The following is a 15,186-nucleotide window of genomic DNA, read 5'->3' on the forward strand; positions in this document are numbered from 1 at the left end:
CGCGGTCTAGGCCAACCTCCCGCCGGGAAGTCTCGGTTCGGGGGAGCGCAGACGTGGCCGCGGCGGAGCCTTATGACGTGATCGTGGTCGGCTCCGGAGCCGGCGGCGGGATGAGCGCCTACCACCTGACGAGGTCGGGCCTGAAGGTGCTGATGCTGGAGGCCGGCCGGGACTACGATCCCGTCGCCGAGACCCCGATGTACAACACCAACGCCGAGGCGCCCCTGCGCGGGGCCTCGACGCCGGACAAGCCCTTCGGCTTCTACGACGCCACCGTCGACGGCGGCTGGGAGGTGCCGAACGAGCCCTACACGGTCGCCGAGGGCTCCGAGCCGTTCATCTGGTGGCGGCCCCGCATGCTGGGCGGACGGACCAACCACTGGGGGCGCATCTCGCTCCGCTTCGGCCCGCTCGACTTCAAGCCCCGGAGCCGCGACGGCCTGGGCTACGACTGGCCGATCACCTACGACGATCTCGCGCCCTGGTACGACCGCACGGAGCGGCTGATCGGCGTCACCGGCGCGGCGGCGCCCCGCAACCTCCTCAACACGCCGGACTCGCCGCCCGGCTGCCTGCTGGAGAGCCCGCCGCCGCGCGCGTTCGAGATCTTCTACGCCCGCGCCTTCGAGGCCATGGGCATCCCGGTCGTGCCGATGCACGGGGCGGTGCTGACCGGCTCCGTCGAGGAGATGAACGGCCGCAACACCTGCGTCTTCGCCACGCCCTGCGGCCGGGGCTGCGCCATCGGCGCGAACTTCCAGTCGACGACGGTGCTGATCCCGCCCGCGCTGGCGACCAAGAACCTGACCATCCGCACCAACGCCCTGGTCTATCAGGTCGACCTCGATGCCGCCGGCAAGGCCGAGGGCGTCACCTTCGTCGACCGCGTCACCGGCGAGCACCACTCGGTCACAGCCCGGGCCGTGGTGCTGGCGGCGGGTTCGGGCGAGACGGCCCGCATCCTCCTCAACTCCAAGAGCGCCAAGTTCCCCGACGGTCTCTGCAACGGCCACGGCATGGTCGGCCGCTATCTGATGGACAGCACCGGCCTCAACGTCACCGGCCAGTTCCCGGCGCTGGAAGGCCTGCCGCCGACCAACGACGACGGCATGAGCGTCTCCCACACCTATGTGCCCTGGTGGGGCTACGACAAGCACGCCGAGCTGGGGTTCCCGCGCGGCTACCACATCGAGATCGGCGGCGGCCGCCAGATGCCGGCCCTGAGCCTGGCCCGGCTCGTGGGCGAGGACGAGACGAGCGTCGGTGAGGACCTGCGCGAGACCCTGCGCCGCCGCTACGGCAGCGTCATCAGCTTCAACGGCCGGGGCGAGATGATCCCGAACGACGACTGCTACTGCGAGCTGGATCCCAAGGTGAAGGACAAGTGGGGCATTCCCGTCCTGCGCTTCCACTGGAAGTGGGGCGAGTCGGAGACGCGCCAGGCCTCGCACATGGTGACGACCTTCCTGGAGGTGATCGACCGCCTGGGGGGCAAGCCCCTCGGCAAGATCGAGCGCGACGGCCGCAAGGCGATCTCGAAGGGCGGCGAGATGATCCACGAGGTCGGCACCGTCCGCATGGGCGCGTCCGAGACGGATTCGGTGGTGAACCAGTACGGCCAGGCCTGGGCGGTCCCGAACCTGTTCGTCACCGACGGCGCCGTGCTGGTCTCCAGTCCGGACAAGAATCCGACGCTGTCGATCCTGGCGCTCGCCTGGCGCTCCAGCGACCACCTGGCGCAACTGGCCAAGCGGGGTGAGCTGTGAGCGACGAGACCAGGCCCTACCAGCCCAAGATCGACCGCCGGACCGCCCTGATCTGGGTGGGGGCGGTCGGCGCGGCCGCGGCTGGCGGCGCAGGCGTCGTGCTCTACCGCGACGCCATCTTTCCGCACGCGGCGGCGGAAGGCTACGGCACGGACCCGAAGCTCAACCCGCCGGTCAAGGCGCCCTGGCCACGCCTGCTCTCCGACGACGAACTGCAGGCGGCCGCCGTGCTGGCCGATTTCATCCTGCCCGCCAGCGCCGCGGCGCCGGCCGCCAGCACGCTTGGCGTGCCGGACTTCATCGACGAGTGGGTCAGCGCGCCCTATCCCGATCAGATCGAGGATCGCCCCGTGATCCGCGACGGGTTGAAGGCGCTGATCCCGAACGTGGTGCGCGGCGACGCGGCCCGGCGGAAGGCGGCGCTCGACGCGTTGCCGAGGTCGACGGATGCGGAGACGCGCGCCTTCTTCCAGCGCTTCCGGGCGCTGACCATCGGCGCCTATTACACGACCGAAGCCGGCTTCAAGGACATCGGCTACATCGGCAACGAGCCGCGCGCCGCCGACCCCGGTCCCTCGGCCGAGGTCAAGGCGGTGATCGAAGAGCGGCTGAAGGCCCTGGGTCTCTAAGGAGTGAGAAGGCAATGAAGTCTGCGATGCTTGCTGTCGCCGCGGCGCTCGCGATGGGGGCGGCCGCGATCGGCGGCTCCGCCTTGGCCGCCGACAACACCCTGACCGCAGCCGAGAAGGCTGCGGGCTGGAAGCTGCTGTTCGACGGCAAGTCCACGGACGGCTGGCGCGGCTTCAAGACGCCCGCGCCGGACGCCGGCTGGACCGTCGAGGACGGGACGCTCGGTCCCGACCCGAAGACGTCGAAGGACATCATGACCAAGGAGACCTTCGGCGACTTCGAGCTGGTCTTCGACTGGAAGATCACGCCGAAGGGCAACTCCGGCGTCATGTTCCACGTCACCGAGACCGGCGAGCAGACCTATCAGAGCGGGCCGGAGTACCAGGTGGTGGACAACGCCCGGGGCGAGCCGCTGAACGAGCGGGCCGGCGCACTCTACGGCCTCTACGCGCCCGAGGCGGACGCGACGAAGCCCGTGGGTGAGTTCAACCACAGCCGCCTGGTGCTGAAGGGCGGCAAGGGCGAGCACTGGCTGAACGGGGTGAAGGTCGCCGCCTACGACCTCAACTCGCCCGAGTTCAGGGCCAAGGTGGCGGCGACCAAGTTCAAGGCCTGGCCGCAGTTCGCCGCCTCGCCGACGGGCCACATCGCCATCCAGAACCACGGCGACCACGTCTGGTATCGCAACATCAAGATCCGTCCGCTGAAGTAGCCCGGGCGATAGAGCGCGCCCGGAGCCGGACGGGGTTCCGGGCGCGCGTGTCGCGCGCGGCCGATGGACGGACCGGCCGCGGCGACTAGCCGACGATCCAGCCCTCCCCAAGGCCGGACAGTTGGACGTTCTGCAGCGTCAGGCTCGCGCCCGCACCCATGTCGATCACCACGTCGGCGCCGACCTGGGCGTAGCTGTACTGCGTGCCGGCGAGCAGGCTCACCCGATCGCCCTCGGCGAAATTGAAGTCGGTCACGACATCGACGCCCGCTTCCGAGAAGCTGTGGAACGTGTCCGCGCCCGATCCGCCGGAAATGGTGTCGCTGCCGCGGTCGCCGGACAGCCAGTCGTCGCCGCCCCAGCCAAAGAGCTGATCGTCGCCCTGACCGCCGCGGACCACGTCGGCCCCGGCGCCGCCGTCAACGACGTCGTCGCCCAGGTTGCCCAGGACCACGTCGTCGCCCTCGTCGCCGTAGAGGCGATCCGAGCCCTGGCCGCCGACCACCCAGTCGCCGCCGTCGTTGCCGGCCATGACGTCGTCGCCCAGGTTGCCGTGCATGTCGTCGAAGGCGTCGCCGCCCGACATCACGTCATTGCCGCCGCCGCCGCGCATGAAGTCCTGACCTGCGCCGCCGTTCATGCTGTCGCCGCCGGCTCCGCCCATCAGGGTATCGCCGCCAACGGTTCCCTCCAGGGCCTGGCCCCCGTCGCCCGCGGTCTGCGACACGCCGCCGACCGGGACCGGGTTCGCCGTGCCGACCGGCGCGGGAACGGGCGCCGCGACCGGACCGGGCGTGACGAGCGGCTGACCCGTCCCACCGCCGAGGGAGTAGGCGCGGATGTAGTCGATCTTGAATTCGGCCGGCAGGTCTGCGCCGTCGATGGCGCCGCCCCAGCCGCCGAGGGCGAGGTTGGCGATCATGAACATGGGCTTGTTCATGTCGGCGGGGGTGGCGGTGCGGAAGACCTCGACGTTGTCGACGTACCAGACGATCTCGGTGGCCGACCACAGGGCGCCGTAGGTGTGCATGCCGTCGGCGGTGTCGGGGACGTAGGAGAGCTGGCCGTTGGAGGAGTGGCCGCCTTCGCCCAGGCCCGAGTGCTCGGTGGTCCAGAGCGCGTTGGGGTCGTAGGTGAGGGTCTCCATGATGTCGAGTTCCGGCGGCCAGGAGCCGTCGGCGGGGATCAGCCAGAAGGCGGGCCAGGCGCCGACCGCGTCGGGGATGTCGGCGCGCATCTCGAAGTAGCCGTAGGTCTGGCTGAAGCTCTCCTTGGTGGTGATCATCCCCGAGGTGTAGCCGTAGCCGAAGATCTCGCCGTTGGCGCTGGGCCTGGCGACGATGGACAGCGTGCCGTCGGGGTTGGTGACGAAGGGGCTCTCCGAGAAGTCGCCGTTGTGCCCGCGGAAGTAGGGCGAGGTGTAGATCTGCTTCTCGTTGTTGCTCATCAGGGTGTAGGAGCCCGTGCCCTGCTCGCCCTGGTAGCCGAAGTCCGGCCGCCACGTGCCGGTGGGGTTGGACTGGGCGTCCCACAGCGACAGCGGGCCTGAGAAGTCGTCGCCGAAGGTCTGGGCGCCGAGGGTGGCGTGGTTGAGCTCGAGCTGGAAGTTCGAGGCCTGGAACTGGTCGATGGTGATGTTGCGGAAGATCAGGCCGTCGCCGTCGCCGAGGTCGAGCTTCACGTCGGCGCCGTCCTGGGTCATGCGCGCCTTGACCTGGTCGAATGAGGTGAGGCCGGCCTTCAGGCGCAGCTTGTCGTCGGCGACGCTGAAGTCCTGGATGACGTCGTTGTCTTCGCCCTTCACCACGACGAACACGTCGCGGCCGGCGCCGCCGACCAGCACGTCCTGGCCCTTGCCGCCGTACAGCTGCTGGGCGCCGGCCTGGCCTTCCACGACGTTGTCGAAGGCGTTGCCCGCCGCATAGGTCCCGTCGTTGCCGACCGAGACGTTCTCGATGTTGGAATACTTCGACAGGTCGACGTTCGACCAGGCGACGATCTTGTCGACGCCCGCGCCCGCGGCCTCCACGAGCGTCGTGTTGTGGCCCTGCAGGTAATAGGTGTCGTCGCCCGCGCCGCCGACGCCGGTGTCGCGCTCGCCCAGCCACAGCGATTCATGCGCGCTCGTGCCCGTCAGGGTCTCGACAAGGTCCGTGCCGAACTTGTCCGAAACAGGCGCAGTGGTCTGAACGGCGGCCGAGCCGTCGTACTTCCGATAAGACATCAGTTCTTCCCGTCCGAAGATGCAGGCGGCCCCCAAGCCGCCTTGCTGTCCACCGCGACACCCGTCCGTCCCGCGACGAGACAAAGGTGACCGGTTCGACGCCCTTCCGCGTGGCGCCGCGTGTCGCACCCCCGCACGGCTTGACCGGTCATTTCCGCCGCAGGAGTCGCAGCCCGTCGCGCAGGGCCGATCGACGGCAATCCAGGCATCTTCCCTCGGAAATCGCGGCGCGCGCCGGCCCCACGGCGCGCCCTGGTCAGGTCCCCCTGCGAAGGTCTAGCTGGCTATGGGACAAGCTTCGCCGAGGCGGCGTGTCGCAGGCGCTCTGCGACGGCCTGCCGCGCGCGACGGCTGCGACCTGTGCGACACGCCGTCGCTTGAACAGCTCATTTCGGCGGCGCGCCGGTGCTCGCGCGCACCACCAGGCAGTGGGCGAGGGTGACGTGGCGCACCGTGTCGGCCCGTCCCGACAGCACGTCCAGCAGCAGCCGGACCACCTCGTGGCCGATGGCCTCCTTGGGCTGGCTGACGGTCGTCAGCGGCGGGTCCAGGTGGCGCGCATAGCGGATGTCGTCGAAGCCGACGAGCGACACGTCGGCGGGGCAGGCCAGCCCGCGGCGGCGCAGCGCCTCCAGCGCGCCCATCGCCATCTCGTCCGAGAAGCAGAAGATCGCGCTCGGCCTCGGGTCGGCGTCCAGCAGCGCCAGCGCCTGGGTCAGCCCCGACTCGATCGAGAAGTCGCCCTGGGCCACGTTGAGGCCCCAGGCGCCGCGGCGGGCCGCCGCCGCCTGCACGCCGGTCAGCCGGTCGCGGCTGAGCGGGCTGGCCAGCGGGCCGGTGATCACGCCCACCCGCCGGTGTCCTAAGGCATAGAGGTGCTCCATCGCCTCGGCGGCGGCCCGGGCATTGTCGATGTGGGCGCTGGGCACGCCGAGCTCCGGCGTGAACTCGCAGCCATTGACGACCGGCGCCTTGGCGCCCTGCGCCGCCACCAGTTCGGCCAACGCCGGCGGCAGTCGGTGGCCCAGGAAGATGATCCCGTCCGCCTCGCGCCGGCGCAGCAGCAGGGCGTATTGATCCTCGCGCTCCTCCTCGTGCCGGGTGTCGCCCAGCAGCACCGCGTAGCCGGCCGCCGTCGCCGCCTCCTCCACGCCGCGGATCACCTGGGCGAAGAATGGGTTCGAGATGTCGGGGACCGTCACCAGGATCTTGCCGGTCCTCAAGGTGCGCAGGCTCTTGGCCGCCACGTTCGGCGCGTAGCCCAGCCGCTCCACGGAGGTCAGCACCCGCGCGCGGGTCGCCTCCGACACCCGCTCGGGCGCGCTCAGGACGCGGGAGACGGTGGCGGTCGACACCCCCGCATCCCGCGCGACGTCCTGGATCGTGGCCACCGTCTTGCACCCGCCCTTTGATCGTGTAATCGATTACATCGCGCCGGCGCGGCCGCAAGAGCCGTCGCCGACGGGGGAGGCGGAAGTCATGGGCGTCAAGGCGCGTCTGTTCCTGATGATGGTGCTCCAGCTCGCGGTCTGGGGCGCCTGGGCGCCGAAGCTGTTCCCCTACATGGGCATGCTGGGGTTTATGCCGTGGCAGCAGGCCCTGGTGGGCTCCTCGTGGGGCGTCGCCTCGCTGCTCGGGATCTTCTTCTCAAACCAGTTCGCCGACCGGAACTTCGCCGCCGAACGGTTCATGGCCGCGAGCCACCTCTTGAGCGGCGGCGCCCTGCTGTTCACCGCCTTCCAGACCGAGTTCTGGCCGTTCTTTGGCGGCTATCTGGTCTACAGCCTGCTCTATGTGCCGACGCTGTCGGTCTCCAACTCCATCGCCTTCGCCAGCCTGAAGGACCCGGCGAAGGACTTCGGCGCCGTCCGCATGGGCGGAACGGTGGGCTGGATGCTGGTGAGCTGGCCCTTCGTCTTCCTGCTGGGCGCCCAGGCCGAGCCCGCCCAGGTGCGCTCGATCTTCATCGTCGCCGCGGTCGTCTCCTTCGCGCTCGCCGCCTACAGCCTGACCCTGCCACACACGCCGCCCAAGCGCGGCGCCGAGGCGGCCGATCCGCTGGCCTGGCGCGAGGCCTTCAAGCTGCTGCGCGTGCCGTTCGTCGCCGTGCTCTTCGTCGTGACCTTCATCGATAGCGTCATCCACAACGGCTACTTCGTGATGGCCGACGCCTTCCTGACCCAGCGCGTCGGCATCGCCGGCAACCTCTCGATGGTCGTGCTCTCCCTGGGCCAGCTCGCCGAGATCGTCACCATGTTCGTGCTGGGCGGCGTGCTGATCCGCCTCGGCTGGAAGGCGACCATGATCGTCGGCGTCCTGGGTCACGCGGCGCGCTTCCTGGTCTTCGCCTTCCTGCCCGACAGCGTGCCCGCGATCATCGCCGTGCAGCTCCTGCACGGGATCGCCTACGCCTTCTTCTTCGCCACGGTTTACATCTTCGTCGACGCGGCCTTCCCGAAGGACGTGCGCTCCAGCGCCCAAGGCCTGTTCAACCTGCTGATCCTCGGGATCGGCAGCGTGGTGGCGAGCTTCCTCTTCCCAAACCTGATGGGCCGCCTGTCGAGCCCTGGTCCGGACGGCGCGCCGGCCGTCGACTGGCAGGCGCTGTTCCTGGCCCCGACCGGCATGGCGGTCGTCGCCGTGATCCTGCTCGCCCTCTTCTTCCGCCCGCCCGAGAAGGGCCCGTCCGGCCCGGTTGCGCCGTGATCCTCCCGGGAGACGCACGATGCCCACTAGAGATCTCAGCCGGCGTGGCGTCCTGGCGGCCGGTGCCGCCGCCCTGGGGCTAAGCGTGGCCGGGGAGGCCGCGGCGGCGGGCTTCTTCGCCCGCACGAAGCTGCCGATCGGCATCCAGCTTTATTCCCTCGGGCCCGAGGGCATGAAGGACCTCGACGCCTCGCTCGCGATGCTCCGGAAGATCGGCTACCGCACGGTCGAGGTCCCCGGCTTCATGGGCCGTTCGGCCGCCGAGCTGAAGGCGTCGCTGGACCGTGCGGGCCTGTCCTGTCCCAGCGCCCACATCCAGGCGCGCGGCGGCTTCGACGGCGACCTCGGCAAGCTCGCCGCCGACCTCAACGCGATCGGGGTCAAGCACGCCGTCATGCCGAGCCCCTATGTGCCGGATCACGCACTGAAGGCCGCCGCCGGAGCCAGCGGGGCCGACAGCTACCGGAAGATGATGGGCGCGCTCACTGCCGACGACTGGAAGATGAACGCCGACTTCCTCAACAAGAAGGGCGCGGCGCTGAAGAAGGCCGGCATCGCCGTCGGCTATCACAACCACAACTTCGAGTTCGCCCCGCAAGGCAAGACCACCGGCCTCGACATCCTCCTGGCCGAAACCGACCCGGCGCTGGTCACCTTCGAGGCCGACGTAGGCTGGATGGCCGCCGCCGGCGTCGATCCGGCGAGCTTCATCCAGAAGCATAAGGGCCGCTTCACGCTGATGCATGTGAAGGACGTGAAGGCCTCCACCAAGCCGAACTTCGAGCTGCGGATGGATCCGACCGAGGTGGGTTCCGGCCGCCTCGACTGGAAGCGCCTGCTGCCCGCCGCGCATGCCGCGGGCGTCCGCGGCTTCTACGTCGAGCAGGAGCCGCCGTTCGAACGGCCCCGGATCGAAGCCGCCCGCATCTGCCACGACTACCTCGCGGCCCTGCAGGCATGACGCCCATCCGGCTCGCCATGGTGGGCGGCGGCCCGGGCGCCTTCATCGGCCCGGTGCATCGGATGGCCGCCGAACTGGACGGCCGCATCCGCCTGGTGGCCGGTGCCTTCAGCCGCGATCCGGACAAGAGCGCCGCGGCCGCCGAGGCCTGGGGTGCGCGCGGCTATGCGGACTGGCGCGAGATGCTGGCGGTCGAGGCGGCGCGTCCCGACGGCGCCCAGGCCGTGGCGGTCGTGACGCCCAACCACCTGCACTTCCCCGTGTGTCGCGCTGCGCTCGAAGCCGGCCTGCACGTGATGAGCGACAAGCCCGCCACCCTGAACCTTGCCGAGGCGCGCGAGCTGGCGGGCGTGGTGGAAAAGTCGGGCCGGCTCTACGGCCTCACCTACACCTATACGGGCTATCCGATGATCCGCGAGGCGCGCGAGATCGTCCGCCGCGGCGACCTCGGCCAGGTCCGCAAGATCGTCGTTGAATACCCGCAGGGATGGCTCTCCCGCGCGATCGAGCGCGAAGGCGCCAAGCAGGCCGAGTGGCGGCTCGATCCGGCGCTGGCGGGCGCCGGCTGCATCGGCGACATCGGCGTCCATGCCTTCAACCTCGCCGAGTTCGTGGGCGGCGTCCGCGTCGAGCGCCTCTGCGCCGACGTCTCCACCGTGGTGCCCGGCCGCCCGCTGGACGACGACTGCAATGTCCTGCTGCGGTTCGAGAACGGCGCCCGGGGCGTGCTGATCGCCTCGCAGATCTCGGCCGGCGCCCGCAACGGCCTGAAGCTCCAGGTCTATGGCGAGACAGGCGGCCTCACCTGGTCGCACGAGCGGCCATCCGAACTCACGCTCGACTGGTTGGACGGCCCGACCCACGTGCTGCACGCCGCCTCCGGCTATCTGAGCGGTCCGGCCCAGGCGGCCTCGCGCATTCCGACGGGACATCCCGAAGGCTTCATCGAGGCCTTCGCCAACCTCTACCGCGACTTCGCCGCCGCCATCGCCGAGGGCCGCCCCGACGCCGGGCTCGTCCCCGGCATCGGAGAGGGCGTCCGCAGCATGGCCTTCGTCGAGACCGCGGTCGCCGCCAGCCGCGACGGCCAGGGCTGGGTCACGCTCGAAGGAGCCCTGCCATGAAGACGCTCAAGGGGCCCGGCATCTTCCTCGCCCAGTTCCAGGGGTCGGAGCCGCCGTTCGACAGGCTGGAGACCCTCGCCGACTGGGCTGCGGGTCTCGGTTACGTCGGCCTTCAGATCCCCACCGGCGTCGGAGGCCTGTTCGACGTCGCGAAGGGCGCCGAGAGCCAGGCCTACTGCGACGACGTCAAGGGCATGCTGGCGGACAAGGGCTTGGCCATCACGGAGCTCTCGACCCATCTCCAGGGCCAGCTCGTCGCCGTCCATCCAGCCTATGACGCGCTGTTCGACGGGTTCGCGCCTCCGGAGGTCCGGGGGCGCCCGGCCGAGCGTCAGGCCTGGGCCGTCGGCCAGGTGAAGGCCGCCGCGAAGGCCAGCCAGCGCCTCGGCCTCACGGCGCACGCCACCTTCTCCGGGGCGCTCGCCTGGCCCTATGTCTATCCCTGGCCCCAGCGGCCCGTCGGCCTGATCGAGGAGGCCTTCGCCGAGCTCGGTCGCCGCTGGAAGCCGATCCTCGACGTCTTCGACGACTGCGGCGTCGACGCCTGCTACGAGATTCATCCGGGCGAGGACCTGCACGACGGCGCCACCTACGAGCGCTTCCTGGACGAGGTAGGCGGCCACCCGCGGGCCTGCCTGCTGTTCGATCCCAGCCACTTCGTGCTGCAGCAGCTCGACTATCTCGACTACATCGACCGCTATCACGAGCGGATCCGCGCCTTCCACGTGAAGGACGCCGAATTCCGGCCGACCGGCCGCTCGGGCGTCTATGGCGGCTACCAGGACTGGGTCGATCGGCCGGGCCGCTTCCGCTCGCTGGGCGACGGGCAGGTCGACTTCGGCGCCATCTTCTCCAAGCTCGCCGCCTACGACTATCCGGGCTGGGCGGTGCTGGAGTGGGAATGCGCGCTGAAGCACCCCGAGGACGGCGCCCGCGAAGGCGCGCCCTTCATCCGCGACCACATCATTCGTGTCACGGAACGGGCGTTCGATGACTTCGCCAGTTCCGGCGTCGACGCCGCCGCCAATCGCCGCCTGTTGGGCCTTTGAGTGATGCTTCGGGGGGATAAGTAAGCATGGCCAACCTCAACAACCGCGCCCGTGCGGAGCGGACCTACGACGCCATCGTCGTGGGCAGCGGCATCGCCGGCGGCTGGGCGGCCAAGGAGCTGACCGAACGGGGCCTGAAGACCCTGGTGCTGGAGCGCGGCGGGCCGGTGCGCCACATCCTCGACTACCCGACCGCCAACACCGATCCCTGGCAGACGAAGTACCCGCGCGGGCGGCTGCCGGCGGCCGAGATGCGCGCCAAGTACCCGGTGCAGCAGCGCACCGGCTATGCGCTGACCGAACTCACCCAGCACTTCTTCGTCCGCGACGACGAGAACCCCTACGCCGAGACCAAGCGCTTCGACTGGATCCGCGGCTACCACGTGGGCGGCCGCTCCCTGATCTGGGGCCGCCAGAGCTATCGCTGGTCCGACCTGGACTTCGAGGCCAACGCCCGCGACGGGATCGCCGTCGACTGGCCGATCCGCTACGCCGACCTCGCCCCCTGGTACGACCACGTCGAGCGCTTCATCGGCGTCTCCGGCCAGGCCGAGGGCCTGCCGCAGCTGCCCGACGGCGTCTTCCAGCCGCCGATGGAGATGAACTGCGTCGAGAAGGCCTTCAAACAGAAGTCCGAGGCGCGCTTCCCGGACCGCCGCATCACCATCGGCCGCGCCGCGCACCTGACCGCGCCCACCGAGGAGCAGCTGGCGCTGGGCCGCGGCAAGTGCCAGCACCGCAACCTGTGCATCCGCGGCTGTCCGTTCGGCGCCTACTTCAGCTCCAACGCGGCGACGCTGGTGGCGGCCGAGCGCACCGGCAACCTGCAGGTCCGCCCGAACGCCATCGTCACCACCCTGATCTACGACGAGGCGAAGGGCCGCGCGTCGGGCGTGCGCATCCTCGACGCGGAGACGGGCCAGGAGGAGGAGTTCTATGCGAACGTCGTCTTCCTCTGCGCCTCGGCCATCGCGACGGCCTGGATCCTGCTGAACTCGGCCAGCAGCCGGTTCCCGAACGGCTTCGGCAACGGCTCGGACCAGGTCGGCCGCAACCTCATGGACCACCACCTGGGCGTCGGCGCCGGCGCAGAGGTCGAGGGCTTTGAGGACATGTACTATTCGGGCCGCCGCCCGAACGGCCTCTATGTGCCGCGCTTCCGCAACCTAGGCGATGCGGCCAGCCGGCGCACCGACTACATCCGCGGCTTCGGCTACCAGGGCGGTGCCGGCCGCCAGGGCTGGGACCGGCCGATGGAAGGCTTCGGCGCGGCGCGGAAACAGGCGCTGACCCAGCCCGGCCCATGGTTGGTCCGGCTGGGCGGCTTCGGCGAGATCCTGCCCTACGCCGACAACCGCATGACGCTGAACACCGCCGTGAAGGACAAGCACGGCCTGCCGACGCTGACGTTCGACGCCACGATCCGGGACAACGAGCGCGCGATGCGCAAGGACATGGCCGCCGCCGCCGTCGAGATGCTGCAGGCCGCCGGCTTCAAGAACGTGCAGCCCTACGACGGCGACTATGCGCTGGGCCTCGGCATCCACGAGATGGGCACGGCGCGCATGGGCCGCGACCCGAAGACCTCGGTGCTCAACGCCAACAACCAGCTGCACGAGTGCAAGAACGTCTTCGTGACCGACGGCGCGGCGATGACCTCGGCCGCCTGCGTGAACCCCTCGCTCACCTACATGGCGCTCACCGCCAGGGCGGCGGCCTTCGCGGCCGAGGCCGGCCGGAAGGGAGACCTCTGATGGCGCCCATCTCGCTCTCCCGCCGCGAAGCCTTCGCCGGCGCTCTGGCCAGCCTGTGGGTGGTCCCGGCGATCGCCCACGCCCAGGCCGCGCAGGCCGTGCCCGCCTGGACGCCCAAGGCGCTCACCCTGGACGAGGCCCGCATTCTCGCGGCCGCCTGCGAACGCATCGTACCGGCGACCGACACGCCGGGCGCAGGCGCCGTGGGCGTGCCGCAGTTCGTCGACCGGGCCATGGCCGGCTGGGCCGAGCCGGACGAAGCCCAGCGCCTCCGCGCCGGCCTCGCCGCCCTGGACGCCCAGGCGAAAGCCCAGTTCAAATCGCCGTTCGCTGCGCTGCCGACAGAGGCCCAGGACGCCCTTCTGACCGCCGTCCAAGCCGAGGGCTCGCGGTTTGCGAACGGCCAGCCGCCGCAGCCGCACTGGTTCCTGGCGCTGCGCGAGCTCGCAACCGTCGGCTACTTCACCTCCGAGGCCGGAGCGACCAAGGCGCTGCGCTACGATCCCGTGCCCGGCGACTATCGCGGCTGCGTGCCGCTGAAGGAGATCGGCCGGGCATGGGCCACCTGATGCGCGGATGGCGGCTCGGCCTGGCGCTCGCGGCGCTCGCCGCGCCCGCCGCCGCCGAAAGCTGGCGGCCGATCTTCAACGGTCGCGACCTCTCGGGCTGGGTCCCGAAGGTCAACCATCATCCGCTGGGCGAGAACTGGCGCGACACGTTCCGCGTCGCGGACGGCGTGCTGAAGGTCTCCTACGACAAGTACGACGTCTTCAAGGACGAGTTCGCGCATCTGATCTACCGCACGCCGCTCGCCAACTACCGGCTCCGGCTCGAGTACCGCTTCATAGGCCCCCAGACCCCGGGCGCGCCCGCGTGGGCGGTGCGCAACAGCGGCGTCATGCTGCACGGCCAGGCGCCAGAAACCATGGCGCTGGACCAGAGCTTCCCGATCTCGGTGGAGGCCCAGTTCCTCGGCGGCGGGCCGGGCGAGACCCGGCCCACGGGGGCTGTCTGCACGCCGGGCGTCACCATCGTCGTCGACGGCGTCCGCCGGACTGAGCATTGCCTGAGTTCCAGGGCCAAGACCTACCCCGAAGGCGAGTGGGTCCGCTTCGAGGCCGAGGTCCGCGGCGGGCGCGTCATCCGCCATATCGTCAACGGCGAGACCGTGATGACGTACACGGACGTTCGCTTCGCGCCTGCCGAGTACGCCGGCCTCCACGCCGCTGGCCCGAGCCAAGCCGTCCCGCTGGAGCGCGGCTACGTCTCGCTACAGGGCGAAGGCCATCCCGTGGAGTTCCGCAACATCGAGGTCCTGGCGCTGCCGGAGCCCCCGGGGCGCTGACGCTCGCCGGAGCCGACCGGTCGGCCTAGCGATTGCGGCGCAGGACGCCCTTGTCCCTCAGCCGGTCCGACGCTGGTGTCACGTACGAGTTCGTACCCGTGGCCATACACCGAACGCAGGGTCAGTCGATGGGCCGTCGAGAGCGCCAAGACCCGCCGGACCTGGGAGACGTGGGCGTCGAGCGTGCGTGAGTTCAGGTCGGGCCGGACGCCCCATACGGCCTTGAGAATTTCGGCGCGGCTGAGCCGCCGCCCGATGTTGCGCAGGAACAGGATGGCGAGGGCATAGGTCTTGGTGGTGAGGCGCAGGTGTTGATCCCCCACGACGACGGTCTGCGCGGCGCCGTCGAAGACGAACCCTTCCAGCTCAAGCCGTCGCTGACGCGGAAGCCCGGCCTGCACAGCCGCGAGGCGGCGGACACGTGCGATCGCCTGCGCCGCCTCGACAGGCCAGACGATGAAATCGTGGGCTCCGCTCTGCAACGCGGCCACGCCCGCGGACGGATCGTGGACCAGGGCGAGAACCGCGACGGCGTTCGACGGCGTCCAGGCATCGCGAGCCAGACGCCCCGCCATCCCAGCTTGGCTGCAATCGACGATCGCGACCTGGCAGCGTGAGGCGATCAATTCGGCCGGCGCATGGCGGTCCTCGATCGCGATGCCCGCAGGCTCGAACCAGCTCCGCAGGATGTCCGCTACCTTGGGTCGAAGCCCGATAAGCACGATGCGCACGGTACGCCCCTCTCCGTGCAGACTACATCACGGTCTTTGGCGATGTTGAAGCACCATGATGACGCACAAACCTCTACGGCGATTGAATACCGTCGGTATCCAGAGGGCCGTGTAAGGGCCGCAGATGAATTGCGAAAATCACTTTACAATCTTCATCTCTAAGTTGAGCGGCCCTGGAGCGTGA

General features: G+C 70.0%; 13 protein-coding genes. 10 read left to right on the forward strand and 3 right to left on the reverse strand.

Going from position 1 to position 15,186, the window contains the following annotated elements:
- Positions 1 to 53 precede the first annotated feature (53 nt).
- Genes ACO2Q0_RS11080 through ACO2Q0_RS11090 form a run of 3 tightly spaced genes read left to right on the forward strand, consistent with a single transcriptional unit; the run spans position 54 to position 3,108 of the window.
- Entirely contained in the window at positions 54 to 1,766 is a 1,713-nt protein-coding gene (locus ACO2Q0_RS11080) for a GMC family oxidoreductase (RefSeq protein WP_423351547.1), read from the forward strand.
- Positions 1,763 to 2,395, forward strand: coding sequence for a gluconate 2-dehydrogenase subunit 3 family protein (locus ACO2Q0_RS11085; protein ID WP_423351548.1), 633 nt, complete (start codon positions 1,763 to 1,765; stop codon positions 2,393 to 2,395). Before ACO2Q0_RS11080 ends, ACO2Q0_RS11085 begins: the two co-directional genes overlap by 4 nt.
- 14 nt (positions 2,396 to 2,409) lie before the next feature.
- Entirely contained in the window at positions 2,410 to 3,108 is a 699-nt protein-coding gene (locus tag ACO2Q0_RS11090) for a 3-keto-disaccharide hydrolase (RefSeq protein WP_423351549.1), read from the forward strand.
- Between the two features lie 85 nt (positions 3,109 to 3,193).
- Here ACO2Q0_RS11090 and ACO2Q0_RS11095 read toward each other — a convergent pair whose 3' ends face one another.
- Both ACO2Q0_RS11095 and ACO2Q0_RS11100 read right to left on the reverse strand, forming a co-directional pair.
- A complete protein-coding gene (locus ACO2Q0_RS11095) occupies positions 3,194 to 5,332 on the reverse strand; it encodes a family 16 glycosylhydrolase (protein WP_423351550.1) in 2,139 nt (712 codons plus the stop codon).
- 386 nt (positions 5,333 to 5,718) lie between these two features.
- Positions 5,719 to 6,723, reverse strand: coding sequence for a LacI family DNA-binding transcriptional regulator (locus ACO2Q0_RS11100; protein WP_423351551.1), 1,005 nt, complete (start codon positions 6,721 to 6,723; stop codon positions 5,719 to 5,721).
- Between the two features lie 88 nt (positions 6,724 to 6,811).
- Here ACO2Q0_RS11100 and ACO2Q0_RS11105 point away from each other — a divergent pair, with 88 nt between their 5' ends.
- Genes ACO2Q0_RS11105 through ACO2Q0_RS11135 form a run of 7 tightly spaced genes read left to right on the forward strand, consistent with a single transcriptional unit; the run spans position 6,812 to position 14,271 of the window.
- On the forward strand, positions 6,812 to 8,038 hold the full coding sequence (locus ACO2Q0_RS11105; RefSeq protein WP_423351552.1) for an MFS transporter: 1,227 nt from the start codon (positions 6,812 to 6,814) through the stop codon (positions 8,036 to 8,038).
- Between the two features lie 19 nt (positions 8,039 to 8,057).
- Positions 8,058 to 8,999 (forward strand): sugar phosphate isomerase/epimerase family protein, encoded by a 942-nt coding sequence (locus ACO2Q0_RS11110; RefSeq protein ID WP_423351553.1) that lies wholly within the window; start codon positions 8,058 to 8,060, stop codon positions 8,997 to 8,999.
- The gene (locus ACO2Q0_RS11115) at positions 8,996 to 10,123 is read left to right on the forward strand and encodes a Gfo/Idh/MocA family protein (protein WP_423351554.1); all 1,128 of its coding nucleotides are present in this window, start codon (positions 8,996 to 8,998) and stop codon (positions 10,121 to 10,123) included. Before ACO2Q0_RS11110 ends, ACO2Q0_RS11115 begins: the two co-directional genes overlap by 4 nt.
- Entirely contained in the window at positions 10,120 to 11,172 is a 1,053-nt protein-coding gene (locus tag ACO2Q0_RS11120; RefSeq protein ID WP_423351555.1) for a sugar phosphate isomerase/epimerase family protein, read from the forward strand. The genes ACO2Q0_RS11115 and ACO2Q0_RS11120 overlap by 4 nt, the downstream gene beginning before the upstream one ends.
- 26 nt (positions 11,173 to 11,198) lie before the next feature.
- Positions 11,199 to 12,926 carry a GMC oxidoreductase gene (locus ACO2Q0_RS11125; protein ID WP_423351556.1) on the forward strand — a complete coding sequence of 576 codons (1,728 nt, stop codon included), beginning with the start codon at positions 11,199 to 11,201 and terminating at the stop codon, positions 12,924 to 12,926.
- Positions 12,926 to 13,495, forward strand: coding sequence for a gluconate 2-dehydrogenase subunit 3 family protein (locus tag ACO2Q0_RS11130; protein ID WP_423351557.1), 570 nt, complete (start codon positions 12,926 to 12,928; stop codon positions 13,493 to 13,495). Before ACO2Q0_RS11125 ends, ACO2Q0_RS11130 begins: the two co-directional genes overlap by 1 nt.
- On the forward strand, positions 13,483 to 14,271 hold the full coding sequence (locus tag ACO2Q0_RS11135; RefSeq protein WP_423351558.1) for a 3-keto-disaccharide hydrolase: 789 nt from the start codon (positions 13,483 to 13,485) through the stop codon (positions 14,269 to 14,271). Before ACO2Q0_RS11130 ends, ACO2Q0_RS11135 begins: the two co-directional genes overlap by 13 nt.
- Here ACO2Q0_RS11135 and ACO2Q0_RS11140 read toward each other — a convergent pair.
- The gene (locus ACO2Q0_RS11140) at positions 14,187 to 15,002 is read right to left on the reverse strand and encodes a winged helix-turn-helix transcriptional regulator (RefSeq protein WP_423351559.1); all 816 of its coding nucleotides are present in this window, start codon (positions 15,000 to 15,002) and stop codon (positions 14,187 to 14,189) included. The two genes, ACO2Q0_RS11135 and ACO2Q0_RS11140, sit on opposite strands and share 85 nt — an antisense overlap.
- Positions 15,003 to 15,186: the final 184 nt, after the last annotated feature.

The organism is Phenylobacterium sp. VNQ135, assembly GCF_049445735.1.
In the GTDB taxonomy this organism is placed as follows: domain Bacteria; phylum Pseudomonadota; class Alphaproteobacteria; order Caulobacterales; family Caulobacteraceae; genus Phenylobacterium.

Excerpts from the sequence above, each read along its gene's own strand:
- ACO2Q0_RS11090 (WP_423351549.1), top strand. The coding sequence starts at position 2,410 with ATGAAGTCTGCGATGCTTGCTGTCGCCGCGGCGCTCGCGATGGGGGCG.
- ACO2Q0_RS11095 (WP_423351550.1), bottom strand. The coding sequence starts at position 5,332 with ATGTCTTATCGGAAGTACGACGGCTCGGCCGCCGTTCAGACCACTGCG.
- ACO2Q0_RS11105 (WP_423351552.1), top strand. The coding sequence starts at position 6,812 with ATGGGCGTCAAGGCGCGTCTGTTCCTGATGATGGTGCTCCAGCTCGCG.
- ACO2Q0_RS11110 (WP_423351553.1), top strand. The coding sequence starts at position 8,058 with ATGCCCACTAGAGATCTCAGCCGGCGTGGCGTCCTGGCGGCCGGTGCC.
- ACO2Q0_RS11115 (WP_423351554.1), top strand. The coding sequence starts at position 8,996 with ATGACGCCCATCCGGCTCGCCATGGTGGGCGGCGGCCCGGGCGCCTTC.
- ACO2Q0_RS11120 (WP_423351555.1), top strand. The coding sequence starts at position 10,120 with ATGAAGACGCTCAAGGGGCCCGGCATCTTCCTCGCCCAGTTCCAGGGG.
- ACO2Q0_RS11125 (WP_423351556.1), top strand. The coding sequence starts at position 11,199 with ATGGCCAACCTCAACAACCGCGCCCGTGCGGAGCGGACCTACGACGCC.
- ACO2Q0_RS11130 (WP_423351557.1), top strand. The coding sequence starts at position 12,926 with ATGGCGCCCATCTCGCTCTCCCGCCGCGAAGCCTTCGCCGGCGCTCTG.
- ACO2Q0_RS11135 (WP_423351558.1), top strand. The coding sequence starts at position 13,483 with ATGGGCCACCTGATGCGCGGATGGCGGCTCGGCCTGGCGCTCGCGGCG.